15 protein-coding genes are annotated in these 16,360 nt (G+C 51.6%); all 15 read left to right on the top strand.

Annotated elements, in window-relative coordinates; translation table 11 throughout:
• The first annotated feature begins 161 nt into the window (after positions 1–161).
• The gene (locus tag OGX91_RS04250; protein ID WP_101743114.1) at positions 162–245 is read left to right on the top strand and encodes a rho operon leader peptide; all 84 of its coding nucleotides are present in this window, start codon (positions 162–164) and stop codon (positions 243–245) included.
• A 78-nt stretch (positions 246–323) separates the two neighbouring features.
• Complete coding sequence (gene rho, locus OGX91_RS04245; protein WP_002437993.1) at positions 324–1,583, top strand: transcription termination factor Rho; 1,260 nt, start codon at positions 324–326, stop codon at positions 1,581–1,583.
• Between the two features lie 239 nt (positions 1,584–1,822).
• Complete coding sequence (gene wecA, locus OGX91_RS04240; protein ID WP_005133353.1) at positions 1,823–2,926, top strand: UDP-N-acetylglucosamine--undecaprenyl-phosphate N-acetylglucosaminephosphotransferase; 1,104 nt, start codon at positions 1,823–1,825, stop codon at positions 2,924–2,926.
• 12 nt (positions 2,927–2,938) lie between these two features.
• Positions 2,939–3,985 (top strand): ECA polysaccharide chain length modulation protein, encoded by a 1,047-nt coding sequence (gene wzzE / locus OGX91_RS04235; RefSeq protein ID WP_005133352.1) that lies wholly within the window; start codon positions 2,939–2,941, stop codon positions 3,983–3,985.
• 55 nt (positions 3,986–4,040) lie between these two features.
• Positions 4,041–5,171: a non-hydrolyzing UDP-N-acetylglucosamine 2-epimerase gene (gene wecB, locus OGX91_RS04230; protein ID WP_005133351.1), complete on the top strand. Its 1,131-nt coding sequence runs from the start codon at positions 4,041–4,043 to the stop codon at positions 5,169–5,171.
• Positions 5,168–6,430, top strand: a complete 1,263-nt coding sequence (wecC, locus tag OGX91_RS04225; RefSeq protein WP_286625540.1) for a UDP-N-acetyl-D-mannosamine dehydrogenase — start codon at positions 5,168–5,170, stop codon at positions 6,428–6,430. Before wecB ends, wecC begins: the two co-directional genes overlap by 4 nt.
• Positions 6,430–7,497 carry a dTDP-glucose 4,6-dehydratase gene (gene rffG, locus OGX91_RS04220; protein WP_040230065.1) on the top strand — a complete coding sequence of 356 codons (1,068 nt, stop codon included), beginning with the start codon at positions 6,430–6,432 and terminating at the stop codon, positions 7,495–7,497. Before wecC ends, rffG begins: the two co-directional genes overlap by 1 nt.
• Positions 7,498–7,530: 33 nt before the next feature.
• Positions 7,531–8,412 carry a glucose-1-phosphate thymidylyltransferase RfbA gene (gene rfbA / locus OGX91_RS04215; protein WP_005133346.1) on the top strand — a complete coding sequence of 294 codons (882 nt, stop codon included), beginning with the start codon at positions 7,531–7,533 and terminating at the stop codon, positions 8,410–8,412.
• Positions 8,390–9,067: a dTDP-4-amino-4,6-dideoxy-D-galactose acyltransferase gene (gene rffC, locus OGX91_RS04210; protein WP_040230066.1), complete on the top strand. Its 678-nt coding sequence runs from the start codon at positions 8,390–8,392 to the stop codon at positions 9,065–9,067. The genes rfbA and rffC overlap by 23 nt, the downstream gene beginning before the upstream one ends.
• A gap of 4 nt (positions 9,068–9,071) precedes the next feature.
• Entirely contained in the window at positions 9,072–10,202 is a 1,131-nt protein-coding gene (rffA, locus tag OGX91_RS04205; RefSeq protein ID WP_040230067.1) for a dTDP-4-amino-4,6-dideoxygalactose transaminase, read from the top strand.
• A gap of 1 nt (position 10,203) precedes the next feature.
• Positions 10,204–11,454, top strand: a complete 1,251-nt coding sequence (wzxE, locus tag OGX91_RS04200) for a lipid III flippase WzxE (RefSeq protein WP_005133335.1) — start codon at positions 10,204–10,206, stop codon at positions 11,452–11,454.
• Positions 11,451–12,530, top strand: a complete 1,080-nt coding sequence (locus tag OGX91_RS04195) for a TDP-N-acetylfucosamine:lipid II N-acetylfucosaminyltransferase (protein ID WP_286625534.1) — start codon at positions 11,451–11,453, stop codon at positions 12,528–12,530. Before wzxE ends, OGX91_RS04195 begins: the two co-directional genes overlap by 4 nt.
• Positions 12,527–13,882 carry an ECA oligosaccharide polymerase gene (gene wzyE / locus OGX91_RS04190; RefSeq protein WP_040230069.1) on the top strand — a complete coding sequence of 452 codons (1,356 nt, stop codon included), beginning with the start codon at positions 12,527–12,529 and terminating at the stop codon, positions 13,880–13,882. The genes OGX91_RS04195 and wzyE overlap by 4 nt, the downstream gene beginning before the upstream one ends.
• Positions 13,882–14,622, top strand: coding sequence for a lipopolysaccharide N-acetylmannosaminouronosyltransferase (gene wecG, locus OGX91_RS04185; RefSeq protein ID WP_005133328.1), 741 nt, complete (start codon positions 13,882–13,884; stop codon positions 14,620–14,622). The genes wzyE and wecG overlap by 1 nt, the downstream gene beginning before the upstream one ends.
• Positions 14,623–14,901: 279 nt before the next feature.
• Positions 14,902–16,287 (top strand): bifunctional threonine/serine APC transporter ThrP, encoded by a 1,386-nt coding sequence (thrP, locus tag OGX91_RS04180; protein ID WP_286625531.1) that lies wholly within the window; start codon positions 14,902–14,904, stop codon positions 16,285–16,287.
• Positions 16,288–16,360: the final 73 nt, after the last annotated feature.

Genomic DNA, 16,360 nt, shown 5'->3' with positions numbered 1-16,360 from the left:
GGGCGGCCATACTTCGAAATGATTCGGATGACTGGACGCCCGACTTGAGTCGTGCTAAGTTAGTGTTGACTTCGTATTAAACATACCTTATTAAGTTTGAATCTAGCTTTATCCAATACTTCCCGTTGTTTCTCGTGCGAGAAGTAGACAGATTCAGGGCCTTGTCACTCAATCCGTCTTGTCGTTTCAGTTCTGCGTACTTTCCTGTGACCAGACAGCGAACAGACATGAGTCGATGGCCGTAAACAGGCATGGATGACCCTGCCATACCATTCACAACATTAAGTTCGAGATTTACCCCAAGTTTAAGAACTCACACCATTATGAATCTTACCGAATTAAAGAATACGCCGGTTTCTGAGCTGATCACTCTCGGCGAAAATATGGGCCTTGAAAACCTGGCTCGTATGCGCAAGCAGGACATTATTTTTGCCATCCTGAAGCAGCACGCAAAGAGTGGCGAAGATATCTTTGGTGACGGTGTGCTGGAGATATTGCAGGATGGATTTGGTTTCCTCCGCTCTGCAGACAGTTCCTACCTCGCCGGTCCTGATGACATCTACGTTTCTCCAAGCCAAATCCGCCGTTTCAACCTCCGCACTGGTGATACCATTTCTGGTAAGATTCGCCCGCCGAAAGAAGGTGAACGCTATTTTGCGCTGTTGAAAGTTAACGAAGTTAACTACGACAAACCGGAAAACGCCCGTAACAAAATCCTCTTCGAAAACTTAACGCCGCTGCACGCAAACTCCCGTCTGCGTATGGAGCGTGGTAATGGTTCTACCGAGGACTTAACGGCGCGCGTACTGGATCTGGCATCGCCGATCGGTCGTGGTCAACGTGGTCTGATTGTGGCACCGCCGAAAGCGGGTAAAACCATGCTGCTGCAGAACATTGCGCAGAGCATTGCCTACAACCACCCGGACTGTGTGCTGATGGTGTTGCTGATTGACGAACGTCCGGAAGAAGTGACCGAGATGCAGCGTCTGGTTAAAGGTGAAGTTGTGGCTTCTACCTTTGACGAACCCGCATCTCGCCACGTTCAGGTTGCGGAAATGGTAATCGAGAAGGCGAAACGTCTGGTTGAACACAAGAAAGACGTTATCATCCTGCTCGACTCCATCACGCGTCTGGCGCGTGCTTATAACACCGTGGTTCCGGCTTCCGGTAAAGTCCTGACCGGTGGTGTGGACGCTAACGCCCTGCACCGTCCGAAGCGTTTCTTCGGTGCGGCACGTAACGTGGAAGAGGGCGGCAGCCTGACCATCATCGCGACTGCGCTTATCGATACCGGCTCTAAAATGGATGAAGTTATCTACGAAGAGTTTAAAGGTACCGGCAACATGGAACTGCACCTCTCTCGTAAGATCGCTGAAAAACGCGTCTTCCCGGCTATCGACTACAATCGTTCCGGTACCCGTAAAGAAGAGCTGCTTACCACCCAGGAAGAGCTGCAGAAAATGTGGATCCTGCGCAAAATCATCCATCCGATGGGTGAAATTGATGCAATGGAGTTCCTCATTAACAAGCTGGCGATGACGAAGACCAATGATGACTTCTTCGATATGATGAAGCGCTCATAATTCAGGCATCATCCGAAAACGCCACGTTTTTACGTGGCGTTTTGCTTTTATGCCTGTAATCTTAACGACACGATAACAATAATACGGTATGACATACCGCCAGGTTGAAAAAGATTCGTAATTTGTATCTTGTGGTTGATAATTATACAGAACCATCGGATATGGAGACGGGTTTCCCTTCTGAATAAAGGTCTTCGTGGTTATACTTCTGCTATTAATTTTCTCTGAGAGCATGCATTGTGAATTTACTGACAGTAAGCACTGATCTCATCAGTATTTTTTTATTCACAACACTGTTTCTTTTCTTTGCGCGTAAGGTCGCAAAAAAGATTGGTTTAGTGGATAAACCCAACTTTCGCAAACGGCATCAAGGATTGATCCCGCTGGTTGGGGGGATTTCGGCTTACGCAGGTATTTGCTTTACGTTTGTGATTGCTGATTATTACATCCCGCATGCTTCTCTCTATCTGGCCTGTGCCGGCGTGCTGGTTTTGGTTGGCGCGCTGGACGATCGTTTTGATATCAGTGTAAAAATCCGCGCAACTATCCAGGCCGCGATCGGCATTATCATGATGTCGGTTGGCAAACTCTATCTTCTTAGCCTTGGGTATATTTTTGGCCCCTGGGAGATGATTCTTGGTCCGTTTGGCTATTTACTGACGCTGTTTGCCGTCTGGGCGGCAATTAATGCTTTCAATATGGTGGACGGTATTGACGGCCTGTTAGGTGGGCTGTCCAGCGTTTCATTTGCGGCGATGGGGTTTATCCTGTGGTTCGATGGGCAGACGAGTCTGGCCGTATGGTGTTTTGCGATGATCGCCGCCATTCTGCCTTATATTCTGCTGAACCTGGGCGTTCTTGGGCGCCGTTATAAAGTCTTCATGGGTGATGCCGGCAGTACGCTGATTGGTTTTACCATCATCTGGATCCTGCTGGAAACCACGCAGGGCAAAACACATCCTATAAGCCCAGTTACCGCACTGTGGATTATCGCCATCCCGTTAATGGATATGGTGGCGATCATGTACCGCCGTTTGCGTAAGGGCATGAGCCCGTTCTCAGCCGATCGCCAGCACATTCATCATTTGGTGATGCGGGCAGGGTTTACTTCCCGCCAGGCATTTGTTCTGATTACGCTGGCGGCGGCCGTGCTGGCATCGATCGGTGTGCTGGCTGAATATTTCCGTTTGGTTCCGGAATGGGCCATGCTGGTGCTGTTTTTAATGGCATTTGGCCTCTACGGATACTGTATCAAGCGTGCCTGGAAAGTGGCGAGATTTATCAAGCGAGTGAAGCGCAGACTGCGAAGAATTCGTGAAGGCAAACCAAACTTAACCAAGTGAATTGAGGATGCGATGACACAACCATTACCGGGGGAAGACGCCATGAGCGCTGAAAATGAACTGGATATCCGTGGGTTGTTTCGTACCTTATGGGCAGGGAAAGTGTGGATTGTCGGTATGGCGCTCGCATTTGCACTTATTGCTCTCGCCTATACTTTTTTCGCCCGTCAGGAGTGGAGCGCAACGGCTATTTCAGACAAGCCTACGGTGAATATGTTGGGGGGCTATTACTCTCAACAACAGTTCCTGCGCAACCTGGATATTAAGGCCAGCCTCGCATCAACGGACCAGCCGTCGGTGATGGATGAAGCCTATAAAGAATTTATCATGCAGCTTGCCTCTTGGGATACGCGTCGTGAATTCTGGCAGCAGACTGATTATTACAAGCAGCGTATGGTCGGAAACAGTAAAGCCGATGCCGCGCTGCTGGATGAACTGATCAATAACATTCAGTTTATGCCAGGTGATGCGTTGCGGAACACCAATGACAGCGTGAAGCTTATTGCGGAAACGGCGCCTGATGCCAACAATCTGCTGCGCCAGTACGTGGCCTTTGCCAGCCAGCGAGCAGCACGTCATCTGAACGATGAGCTGAAAGGCGCATGGGCTGCGCGGACGGTGCAAATGAAAGCGCAGGTCAAACGGCAGGAAGAGGTAGCAAAATCGATTTTCTCTCGCCGTGTTCATAACATTGAACAAGCGCTCAAAATTGCTGAGCAGCATAATATTTCGCGTACTTCTACCGATGTCCCTGCTGAAGAGTTGCCTGATTCTGAGTTGTTTTTACTCGGACGCCCTATGTTGCAGGCGCGACTCGAAAACCTGCAATCTGTTGGCCCAGATTTTGATATGGACTATTTTCAAAACAGAGCCATGCTGAACACGCTGAACGTAGGACCGACCCTGGATCCGCGTTTTCAGACCTATCGTTATTTGCGGACGCCGGAAGAACCGGTAAAACGTGATAGCCCACGTCGTGCTTTCCTGATGATTATGTGGGGCATCGTTGGGGCTCTGATCGGTGCTGGTGTCGCGTTAACCCGTCGCCGTTCGATTTAGCAATACCGTTGCAGTGAGGGGCTGGGCTCTCACTGCCAATCCGAAGAGAATCGATGTGAAAGTACTGACTGTATTTGGTACGCGACCGGAGGCCATTAAGATGGCTCCTCTGGTTCATGCGCTGGCTAAAGATCCTGATTTCGACGCGAAAGTTTGCGTCACTGCACAGCATCGGGAGATGCTCGATCAGGTATTGCACCTCTTTTCCATCGTACCTGACTACGATCTCAATATTATGCAGCCAGGTCAGGGACTGACAGAAATTACCTGCCGAATTCTGGAAGGATTAAAACCAATCCTCGCTGAGTTTAAACCTGATGTGGTGCTAGTCCACGGTGACACAACAACAACCCTTGCGACCAGTCTGGCCGCGTTTTATCAGCGTATTCCGGTGGGACATGTTGAGGCTGGGTTGCGAACTGGCGATCTCTATTCTCCCTGGCCGGAAGAGGCAAACCGTACACTGACCGGACGCCTGGCAATGTATCACTTTTCCCCAACTGAAAATTCTCGCCAAAACCTGTTGCGTGAAACCATTCCGGATGGCCGTATTTTTGTTACGGGGAACACGGTTATTGATGCGTTGATCTGGGTTCGCGATCGTGTACTCGGAAATGAAGCGCTGCGCGCTGAACTGGCTGAGCGCTATCCTTTCCTGGATGCGGATAAGAAGATGATCCTGGTGACCGGTCATCGTCGGGAAAGCTTTGGTCGCGGCTTTGAGCAAATCTGCCATGCACTGGCGGAAATTGCCGCGGCTAATCAGAATGTACAGATTGTCTATCCGGTACACCTGAACCCCAACGTTAGCGAGCCGGTAAATCGAATCCTGGGTCATGTTGAAAACGTGATCCTGATTGAGCCACAGGACTATCTGCCATTCGTCTGGCTGATGAATCATGCCTGGCTTATCCTTACCGATTCCGGCGGGATTCAGGAGGAAGCCCCTTCTCTGGGCAAACCGGTGTTGGTGATGCGAGAAACAACGGAACGGCCAGAAGCCATTACCGCAGGCACAGTACGTCTGGTTGGGACTGACCCTCAGCGTATTGTGGCAGAAGTCACGCGCTTGCTGCATGACGAAAATGAATATCAGACCATGAGCCGCGCCCATAATCCGTATGGTGATGGGCAGGCGTGTGGCCGCATTTTACACGCGTTAAAAAATAATCGGATATCGCTATGAGTTTTACGACCATTTCTGTCATTGGGCTGGGTTATATCGGACTGCCGACGGCGGCCGCTTTTGCTTCCCGTCAAAAACATGTTATTGGCGTAGATGTAAATCAACATGCGGTGGGTACCATTAACCGCGGTGAAATCCACATCGTTGAACCTGATTTGGGTGCTGTGGTGAAAACAGCAGTCGAAAATGGCTTTCTGCGTGCGGTTACAACACCTGTTGAAGCAGACGCTTATCTGATTGCTGTGCCGACCCCCTTCAAGGGGGAGCATGAACCCGATATGGTCTATGTTGAAGCCGCAGCGAAGTCGCTTGCGCCGGTGCTGAAAAAAGGGGCGTTGGTGATCCTTGAATCGACGTCACCCGTCGGGGCAACGGAACAGATGGCAGCATGGCTTGCAGAAATGCGCCCTGATCTGACTTTCCCGCAGCAGACGGGGGAACAGGCTGACGTAAATATTGCTTATTGTCCGGAGCGCGTGCTGCCAGGGCAGGTGATGGTTGAACTGATTAAAAATGACCGTGTGATTGGCGGAATGACCCCCGTTTGCTCTATGCGCGCCAGTGAACTGTACAACATCTTCCTCGAAGGTGAATGCGTGGTGACTAATGCCCGCACCGCAGAAATGTGCAAGTTGACCGAAAACAGCTTCCGCGATGTCAATATCGCCTTTGCTAATGAACTGTCGCTGATTTGCGCCGATCAGGGGATTAACGTCTGGGAACTGATCCGTCTGGCGAACCGTCACCCGCGGGTTAATATTTTGCAGCCTGGACCTGGCGTTGGCGGACACTGTATCGCAGTCGACCCGTGGTTTATTGTGGCGCAGAACCCACAGCAGGCGAGATTGATCCGCACAGCACGTGAGGTAAATGACAGTAAGCCTCATTGGGTTGTCGATCGGGTAAAAGCCGCGGTAGCGGATTGTTTGACGGAGACTAATAAACGTGCCAGCGACGTAAAAATTGCCTGTTTTGGTCTGGCGTTCAAACCGAATATTGATGATTTACGTGAAAGCCCGGCAATGGGGGTGGCGCAAAGTATCGCACGCTGGCACAGCGGCGAGACGTTGGTGGTTGAACCGAATATCCATCAGTTGCCGAAAAAACTGGATGGCCTGTGTCAACTGGCGAAACTGGATGCTGCATTGGCAAGTGCCGATGTGCTGGTGATGCTGGTTGACCATAATGAATTTAAAGCGATTAAAGGCGATGCGGTGCACCAGCAATACGTGGTTGATACCAAAGGAGTCTGGCGCTAATGAAACGAATTCTGGTTACCGGTGGTGCAGGATTTATTGGCTCAGCGGTTGTGCGTCACATCATTAATGAGACTCGGGATGCCGTGGTAGTGGTTGATAAGTTAACCTATGCCGGAAACCTGATGTCGCTGGCGCCGGTTGCACAGAATGCCCGTTTTGCCTTTGAACACGTGGATATCTGCGATCGCCTGGCGCTCGACAACGTGTTTCAACAGTATCAGCCGGATTGCGTGATGCACCTGGCGGCAGAAAGTCATGTCGATCGTTCTATTGATGGTCCCGCCGCATTTATTGAAACCAATATTGTCGGGACCTACACGTTGCTGGAAGCCGCTCGCGCATACTGGAATGTGTTAACCGATGATAAAAAGCAGGCGTTTCGTTTCCACCATATATCAACCGACGAAGTGTACGGCGATCTGCATTCTACGGATGATTTCTTTACCGAAACGACGCCGTATGCACCGAGTAGTCCTTATTCAGCGTCAAAGGCCAGCAGCGATCATCTGGTACGAGCCTGGTTGCGCACCTACGGGCTGCCAACGTTAATGACTAACTGCTCCAACAATTATGGGCCCTACCATTTCCCGGAAAAACTGATCCCGCTGATGATACTCAATGCACTGGCGGGAAAACCTCTGCCGGTGTACGGCAACGGACAGCAGATTCGTGACTGGCTGTATGTGGAAGATCATGCCCGGGCGCTCTATTGCGTCGCGACAACAGGTGCGGTTGGCGAGACCTATAATATTGGTGGTCATAACGAGCGTAAAAACCTGGACGTGGTCGAAACGATTTGCAGCTTGTTGGAAGAACTGGCGCCGCAAAAACCAAAAGGTGTTATGCGGTATCGTGAACTGATCACCTATGTTGAAGATCGCCCAGGCCATGATTTGCGCTATGCCATTGATGCGTCAAAAATTGCGCGTGAACTTGGCTGGGTGCCGCAGGAAACGTTTGAAAGTGGGATGCGTAAAACCGTGCAATGGTATCTGGCAAATGAGGCCTGGTGGAAACCCGTGCAGGATGGCAGCTACCAGGGTGAGCGTTTGGGCCTGAAGGGCTAACAGCCTGGTTTTGGCGCCCGGAGGAGGGATCATATGAAAGGTATCATTCTGGCTGGTGGCTCAGGTACTCGCCTGTACCCCATTACGCGCGGCGTATCGAAGCAGCTATTGCCTATTTACGATAAGCCCATGATCTATTACCCGCTATCGGTACTGATGCTGGCGGGAATTCGCGAGATCCTGATTATTACCACACCGGAAGATAAAGGGTATTTCCAGCGTTTGCTGGGAGATGGCTCTGAGTTCGGTATTGCATTGCACTATGCAGAGCAGCCCAGCCCGGATGGTTTAGCACAGGCGTTCATTATTGGTGAAACGTTCCTTAACGGCGAACCGTCATGTCTGGTACTTGGGGACAATATCTTCTTTGGTCAGGGATTTAGTCCAAAACTTCGCCATGTCGCCGCCCGCACGACAGGTGCGACGGTATTTGGCTATCAGGTAATGGATCCTGAGCGTTTCGGTGTGGTGGAGTTTGATGACAATTTTCGGGCAGTCTCGCTGGAAGAGAAGCCGAAAGAACCAAAATCAAACTGGGCGGTGACAGGACTCTATTTCTACGACAGTAAGGTAGTGGAATATGCAAAGCGCGTGAAACCTTCTGAGCGTGGGGAACTGGAAATTACCTCCATTAACCAGATGTACCTTGACGATGGCAATCTGACCGTTGAGCTGCTTGGCCGTGGCTTTGCCTGGCTGGATACCGGTACGCACGACAGTCTGATTGAAGCGAGTACTTTTGTGCAGACGGTAGAGAAACGTCAGGGCTTTAAAATCGCCTGCCTGGAAGAGATAGCATGGCGCAATGGTTGGCTGGATGATGAAGGTGTAAGACGTGCCGCCAGCTCTCTGGCTAAAACAGGCTACGGCCAATATTTGCTGGAGCTTCTCCGTGCCCGTCCGCGCCAGTATTGAGCCTCTGGATTGGGAAAATACGTTCTTTGGCGTGAATAGCGCCATCGTACGGTTTGACCCGCACGCACCGATCCTGACAGCAGAAGTTTTACAGCGCTGGGAACGGGTGCAGGCAAAAATACCTTCCGCTAATGTTCATGAATTAGATGCCCTGCAGCAGTTGGGCTTTTCACTGGTCGAAGGTGAGATGGACTTTGTTCTGCCGGTGGCGTGTGCCCGTGAAAATCCCGGTGCACAGGTGGCACAAGCTGCGGATATCCCGCTACTGCGTCGACTGGCAGGAGAGGCGTTCGCCCAAAGTCGTTTCCGCGCACCGTGGTATCCCGTGGAGGCCAGTGCGCGTTTTTATGCACAGTGGATAGAAAACGCTGTGCTGGGCACGTTCGATCATCAGTGCCTCATTTTTCGCACACAGACAGGTGGGATTCGCGGTTATGTCTCACTACGTGACGTCAATGATACTGATGCACGTATTGGCTTACTGGCTGGTCGTGGTGCGGGTGCCGAACTCATGCAAGCTGCGCTTTGCTGGGCACAGGCTCGCGGTAAAACAACATTGCGGGTGGCGACCCAGATGGGCAACACCGCCGCGCTTAAACGTTATATACAGAGCGGTGCAAATGTGGAAAGCACCGCGTACTGGTTATACAGGTGACAAAATGATTCCATTTAACGCACCGCCGGTGGTGGGAACCGAGCTTGAATACATGCAGTCAGCGATGAGCAGCGGCAAGCTGTGTGGCGATGGTGGTTTTACCCGCCGTTGCCAGCAATGGCTGGAGCAGCATTTTGGCAGTGAGAAAGTACTGCTGACGCCTTCCTGTACCGCATCACTGGAGATGGCGGCATTATTGCTGGACATCCAGCCCGGCGATGAAGTCATCATGCCCAGTTACACATTCGTTTCTACCGCGAACGCATTCGTGCTGCGTGGCGCAAAAATCGTCTTTGTCGATATCCACCCGGATACCATGAACATTGATGAAACGCTGATTGAAGCGGCGATTACCGAGAAAACCCGTGCTATTGTGCCGGTGCACTACGCCGGGGTTGCCTGTGAAATGGATACCATTATGGCGTTGGCGTCACAGTACAACCTGTTCGTGGTGGAAGATGCTGCTCAGGGCGTCATGTCGACTTACAAAGGTCGTGCGCTGGGGACCATTGGTCACATCGGCTGCTTTAGCTTCCATGAAACCAAAAACTATACCGCAGGCGGTGAGGGCGGGGCGACGCTGATCAACGACCGTAAATTAGTTGAACGTGCAGAAATCATCCGTGAAAAGGGGACGAATCGCAGTCAATTTTTCCGCGGTCAGGTTGATAAATATACCTGGCGTGATATTGGCTCCAGTTATTTGATGTCCGATCTCCAGGCGGCCTATCTGTGGGCGCAACTGGAAGCGGCAGAGCGTATTAATCATCAGCGTCTGGTGCTGTGGCAGAATTATTATGATGCCCTCGAACCGCTGGCGCGTGCCGGGCGTATTGATTTACCCGTCATCCCGGAAGGTTGTGCGCAGAACGCCCATATGTTTTATATCAAGCTGCGTGATATTGACGATCGCACGGCGTTGATTAACTTCCTGAAAGAAGCCGAAATTATGGCGGTATTCCATTATATTCCGCTGCATGATTGTCCGGCTGGCGATAAATTTGGCGTGTTTTCCGGAGTCGATCGTTACACCACCAAAGAGAGTGAACGCCTGTTGCGTCTGCCGCTGTTTTACAACCTGTCGCCGGTTAACCAGCGCACAGTGATTACGACCTTACTCAACTACTTCTCCTGATATGTCGCTGGCTAAAGCGTCCTTGTGGACGGCTACCAGTACGCTGGTAAAAATTGGTGCGGGCTTGTTGGTGGTAAAACTGCTGGCGGTCTCTTTCGGCCCTGCGGGTGTGGGCCAGGCGGGAAACTTCCGTCAGATGGTCACCGTGCTTGGCGTGTTGGCGGGCGCTGGGATTTTCAACGGCGTCACGAAATACGTTGCGCAGCACCATGATGACCCGGCGCGGTTGCGTAAGGTGGTGGGGACATCATCCGCTATGGTGTTGGGATTCTCTACGCTGATGGCGGCGATTTTTTTGCTGGCAGCAGCGCCTATCAGTCAGGGATTGTTTGGTCATACGCATTTTCAGGGGCTGGTACGCCTGGTTGCGTTGGTACAGATGGGGATTGCCTGGGCAAACCTGTTGCTGGCGTTGATGAAAGGATTCCGTGATGCCGCAGGTAATGCGCTATCGCTGATTATTGGCAGCCTGGTCGGCGTCGTGGCCTACTACGGTTGCTATCGGTTGGGCGGATACGAAGGTGCTTTGCTGGGGCTGGCGCTGGTGCCAGCGCTGGTGGTGGTGCCCGCCATGCTTATGCTGATCAAGCGTGGAGCCCTCCCTGTGCAATACCTGAAACCTTCCTGGGATAACGGGCTGGCAGGGAAACTCAGCAAGTTTACGTTGATGGCGCTCATTACCTCTGTGACGCTGCCAGTGGCGTATGTGATGATGCGAAACCTATTGGCGGCGCAATACAGCTGGGATGACGTGGGGATTTGGCAGGGGGTGAGCAGTATCTCTGATGCGTACCTGCAATTTATTACCGCTTCATTCAGTGTGTATCTGCTGCCAACACTGTCTCGCCTGACTGAAAAGCGCGACATCACGCATGAAGTTATCAAATCGCTGAAATTTGTATTGCCGGCAGTTGCCGCCGCGAGTTTTACCGTCTGGCTGTTACGTGATTTTGCTATCTGGCTGCTTTTCTCCGCTAAATTCACCGCCATGCGTGATTTGTTTGCCTGGCAACTGGTGGGGGATGTACTGAAAGTGGGTGCCTACGTATTTGGCTATCTGGTGATCGCGAAGGCCTCGCTGCGGTTTTATATTCTGGCCGAAATTAGCCAGTTCATTTTGTTGACGGCATTTGCTCACTGGTTGATCCCCGTGCATGGTGCTCTGGGCGCGGCACAGGCCTATATGGCAACGTACATCGTCTATTTTTCTCTTTGTTGTGGCGTGTTTTTACTCTGGCGTAGGCGGGTATGACTGTACTGATTCACGTTCTGGGATCGGATATCCCTCACCATAACCAAACCGTGCTGCGGTTCTTCAACGACGCGTTGGCTGCAACAAGCGAGCACGCGCGCGTGTTTATGGTTGCCGGTCAGGATACGGGATTTAGCGAGAGCTGCCCGGCATTATCACTGAGTTTCTACGGCGGAAAGAAGGCGCTGGCAGAGGCCGTTATCGCCAAAGCTAAGACGGATCGCCAGCAGCGTTTCTTCTTTCATGGGCAGTTCAATACCAGCCTGTGGCTGGCATTGCTGAACGGGGGGATTAAGCCTGAGCAGTTTTACTGGCATATTTGGGGTGCCGATCTGTATGAAGTCTCCAGTGGGCTGAAATTCCGTCTGTTTTACCCGATTCGCCGAATGGCACAAAACCGCGTGGGTTGTGTCTTTGCCACGCGAGGCGATCTGAGTTATTTCGCTGAGCTGCATCCACGTGTACGCGGGGAATTGCTCTATTTCCCGACGCGGATGGATCCCGCGCTCAATAACATGAGCAGTGAATGTCAGCGTAGTGGCAAGATGACGATCCTGGTCGGGAACTCTGGCGATCGCAGTAATGAGCATATTGCCGCGCTACGCGCTGTTCATCAGCAGTTTGGTGATACGGTGAACGTGATTGTGCCAATGGGTTACCCGGCAAATAATGCAGGCTATATTGAAGACGTGCGCCAGGCGGGTCTGGCGTTATTTAGCGCCGATAACCTGCAAATTCTCAGTGAAAAGCTGGAGTTTGATGCCTATCTGGCGCTACTGCGTCAGTGCGATCTGGGTTACTTTATTTTTGCCCGTCAGCAGGGGATTGGTACATTGTGTCTGCTGATTCAGGCGGGGATCCCGTGCGTGCTCAATCGTGAAAACCCATTCTGGCAGGATATGGCAGAGCAAAACATCCCGGTTCTGTTTACGACAGATGTACTCAATGAAGGCATTGTACGCGAGGCGCAGCGCCAGCTGGCATCGGTTGATAAAAGTGCAATTACTTTCTTTAGCCCGAATTATCTGCAACCGTGGCATAACGCGCTGCGCATTGCCTCAGGAGAAACCGTATGAGTCTGATGCAATTCAGCGGTCTGCTGGTGGTGTGGCTGCTCTCGACTTTGTTTATCGCCACGCTGACCTGGTTTGAATTCCGACGCGTGCGGTTTAACTTCAATGTCTTCTTCTCATTGCTGTTTTTATTGACGTTTTTCTTTGGTTTTCCGTTGACCAGCGTGCTGGTCTTTCGCTTTGATGTGGCGGTGGCCCCGCCGGAAATTCTGCTGCAGGCGTTGCTGTCCGCTGCCTGTTTCTACGCAGTGTACTATGTGACCTATAAAACACGTCTGCGGAAACGGAGCCCGGAGAGAACGCGCAAACCGCTGTTTACCATCAATCGCGTTGAAGCACATTTGACCTGGATTATCCTGATGGCGATTGCGCTGGTGAGCGTGGGCATTTTCTTTATGCACAACGGTTTCCTGCTATTCAGGCTGCAATCCTATAGCCAGATTTTCTCCAGTGAAGTCTCCGGGGTGGCTCTGAAACGCTTCTTCTACTTCTTCATTCCGGCGATGCTGGTGGTCTACTTCCTGCGTCAGGACAGCAAAGCGTGGCTGTTCTTCCTGGTGAGTACCGTTGCATTTGGTTTGCTGACGTACATGATTGTTGGCGGAACCCGCGCCAATATTATTATCGCGTTTGCCATTTTCCTGTTTATCGGCATTATTCGCGGCTGGATTTCGCTGTGGATGCTGGCCGCGGCGGGTGTATTGGGTATTGTCGGGATGTTCTGGCTGGCGCTGAAACGCTACGGGATGAACGTCAGCGGCGATGAGGCGTTCTATACGTTCTTGTACCTGACGCGCGATACCTTCTCGCCGTGGGAGAATTTGGCGCTATTGCTGCAAAATTACCACAATATTGAGTTTCAGGGACTGGCGCCGATCGTCCGTGATTTCTACGTCTTTATACCGTCCTGGCTGTGGCCGGGCCGACCTGGCATTGTGCTCAATTCCGCAAACTATTTTACCTGGGAAGTGCTGAACAACCACTCGGGCCTGGCTATCTCCCCGACGCTGATTGGTTCGCTGGTGGTGATGGGAGGTGCCTTGTTTATACCGTTAGGTGCGATTGTGGTTGGCCTAATTATTAAATGGTTCGACTGGTTGTATGAATTAGGCAACCGGGAAACTAATCGCTATAAGTCGGCGATTTTGCACAGTTTCTGTTTCGGTGCCATTTTTAATATGATCGTTTTGGCACGTGAAGGGTTAGATTCGTTTGTCTCGCGAGTTGTCTTTTTCCTCGTGATTTTCGGTATCTGTCTGTTGGTGGCAAAATTGTTGTACTGGCTGTTTGATAGTGCGGGACTCATCCATAAACGAATAAAGTCGGTGCCCCGGACACAGGTTGAAGGATCGTAATGACAGATAACACAACTGCGCCGCTGTATTCACTGCGCGGATTAGAACTGATTGGCTGGCGCGATATGCAACATGCGCTGAATTACCTGTTTGCCGAGGGACGTCTCAGGCAGGGGACGCTGGTAGCAATTAACGCTGAAAAAATGCTGACAGCGGAGGATAACCCAGAGGTTCGGACGTTGATCGAAGCCGCTGAGTTTAAATATGCGGATGGGATCAGCGTGGTGCGTTCCGTGTGTAAAAAATTCCCGCAGGCGCAGGTATCACGTGTGGCGGGTGCCGATCTCTGGGAAGCGCTGATGGCACGCGCCGGGAAGGAAGGAACGCCCGTATTCCTGGTTGGCGGTAAGCCTGATGTTCTGACACAAACAGAGGCAAAACTGCGCGCACAATGGCACGTCAATATTGTTGGCAGTCAGGACGGCTATTTTACCGCCGATCAGCGTCAGGCGCTGTTTGAGCGTATTCATGCCAGCGGCGCGCAACTTGTTACCGTGGCGATGGGTTCGCCGAAACAAGAAATTTTTATGCGCGATTGTCGCCAGGTCCATCCGCATGCGCTGTATATGGGCGTGGGCGGCACCTACGATGTGTTTACCGGGCACGTAAAGCGCGCGCCCAAATTCTGGCAGAGCCTGGGATTGGAGTGGCTGTATCGCTTGCTGCTGCAACCGAGTCGTATCACCCGCCAACTTCGTTTATTACGTTATCTCCGCTGGCACTATACCGGCAATCTCTGACATCACCTCTGCGTTGTTCAGTAGCGCGTTATGCTAAACGTGCTACTTATTCACAACATAATCGCTGCTTTCTCGCACAATCTATTCATTTTTTGAATGCTTTAATTGCCATTTAGGCGATTTTAAGAAACCATTCGCAACAATCATTGCAGTGCCGTGGTGTTTTTGGCGCCAACCGTAAAGTGGTCGGTGCTGAATGGCCTGTTATGGCAAAAAAACGATGTACCCATAACGATAACCGGTAATACCGGAAACAATGCAAACACAACAAGAGGATCTATGGCAGAGAATAAATCTGAGCTACAGCGTGGGCTGGAGGCTCGTCACATCGAATTAATTGCCCTTGGCGGCACCATTGGCGTCGGACTGTTTATGGGGGCTGCCAGTACCCTGAAATGGGCTGGACCGTCGGTTCTGCTGGCGTATATCGTCGCTGGGCTGTTCGTCTTCTTCATCATGCGCTCCATGGGGGAGATGTTGTTCCTGGAGCCGGTCACCGGCTCATTCGCCGTTTACGCTCACCGTTATATGAGCCCCTTCTTTGGCTATCTTACCGCATGGTCATATTGGTTTATGTGGATGGCGGTGGGGATCTCGGAGATTACCGCCATTGGGGTCTACGTGCAGTTTTGGTTCCCGGAAATGGCGCAATGGATACCCGCGTTGATTGCGGTGGGTCTGGTGGCGCTGGCAAACCTGGCAGCAGTTCGCTTGTATGGTGAAATCGAATTCTGGTTTGCCATGATTAAAGTGACCACCATCATTGTGATGATTGTCATTGGCGTAGGGGTGATTTTCTTCGGCTTTGGTAACGGTGGTCAGGCGATCGGCTTTGGCAATTTGACCGAGCATGGCGGCTTCTTCGCGGGTGGCTGGAAAGGGTTCCTGACAGCATTGTGTATTGTTGTTGCTTCCTATCAGGGCGTGGAGCTGATCGGCATCACGGCTGGTGAAGCGAAGAATCCACAGGTCACACTACGTAGCGCAGTGGGTAAGGTCCTGTGGCGTATCCTGATTTTCTACGTGGGCGCGATTTTTGTTATCGTCACTATCTTCCCGTGGAATGAGATTGGCAGCAACGGCAGCCCGTTCGTTCTCACTTTTGCCAGGATTGGTATCACAGCAGCCGCTGGGATTATCAACTTTGTGGTCCTGACGGCGGCGCTGTCTGGCTGTAACAGCGGGATGTACAGCTGCGGGCGCATGCTCTATGCGCTGGCAAAGAATCGCCAACTACCCGCCGCTGTTGGAAAAGTTTCTCACCATGGCGTACCGGTTGCCGGTGTGGCCATTTCTATCGCGATCCTGCTGATTGGTTCGTGCCTGAACTACATCATTCCCAACCCGCAGCGCGTATTCGTTTATGTTTATAGCGCCAGCGTACTGCCGGGGATGGTGCCATGGTTTGTGATCCTGATAAGCCAGCTGCGTTTCCGTCAGGCCCATAAGGCGGCGATCGCCAGTCATCCTTTCCGCTCGATTTTGTTCCCGTGGGCGAATTATTTGACGATGGCGTTCCTGATTTGCGTATTAATTGGCATGTACTTTAATGAAGATACCCGAATGTCGCTGTTTGTTGGCATTGGCTTCTTACTGGCGGTGACGCTCATTTATAAGGTTTTTGGCCTGAATCGTCATGGCACAGCCCAAAAATTGCAGGAATAAGCGACAAAACGCACAAAGCGTGACCAAACGATAATTTATTTTAAAAAAGCACTAGACAGCAGACCGAGACCTC

Origin of the sequence: Citrobacter sp. Cpa228 (genome assembly GCF_030333085.1) — a bacterium.
Taxonomy (GTDB): domain Bacteria; phylum Pseudomonadota; class Gammaproteobacteria; order Enterobacterales; family Enterobacteriaceae; genus Citrobacter; species Citrobacter pasteurii.
The sequence above is the reverse complement of the archived record's forward strand: the minus strand, read 5'-3'. Positions and strand labels throughout refer to the sequence as shown.

What these genes read in the sequence shown, in the direction of transcription:
- wzxE (WP_005133335.1), top strand. Translation starts at nt 10,204, where the DNA reads ATGTCGCTGGCTAAAGCGTCCTTGTGGACGGCTACCAGTACGCTGGTA.
- rffA (WP_040230067.1), top strand. Translation starts at nt 9,072, where the DNA reads ATGATTCCATTTAACGCACCGCCGGTGGTGGGAACCGAGCTTGAATAC.
- OGX91_RS04195 (WP_286625534.1), top strand. Translation starts at nt 11,451, where the DNA reads ATGACTGTACTGATTCACGTTCTGGGATCGGATATCCCTCACCATAAC.
- wecC (WP_286625540.1), top strand. Translation starts at nt 5,168, where the DNA reads ATGAGTTTTACGACCATTTCTGTCATTGGGCTGGGTTATATCGGACTG.
- wzzE (WP_005133352.1), top strand. Translation starts at nt 2,939, where the DNA reads ATGACACAACCATTACCGGGGGAAGACGCCATGAGCGCTGAAAATGAA.
- rffG (WP_040230065.1), top strand. Translation starts at nt 6,430, where the DNA reads ATGAAACGAATTCTGGTTACCGGTGGTGCAGGATTTATTGGCTCAGCG.
- rfbA (WP_005133346.1), top strand. Translation starts at nt 7,531, where the DNA reads ATGAAAGGTATCATTCTGGCTGGTGGCTCAGGTACTCGCCTGTACCCC.
- rho (WP_002437993.1), top strand. Translation starts at nt 324, where the DNA reads ATGAATCTTACCGAATTAAAGAATACGCCGGTTTCTGAGCTGATCACT.
- wzyE (WP_040230069.1), top strand. Translation starts at nt 12,527, where the DNA reads ATGAGTCTGATGCAATTCAGCGGTCTGCTGGTGGTGTGGCTGCTCTCG.
- wecG (WP_005133328.1), top strand. Translation starts at nt 13,882, where the DNA reads ATGACAGATAACACAACTGCGCCGCTGTATTCACTGCGCGGATTAGAA.
- thrP (WP_286625531.1), top strand. Translation starts at nt 14,902, where the DNA reads ATGGCAGAGAATAAATCTGAGCTACAGCGTGGGCTGGAGGCTCGTCAC.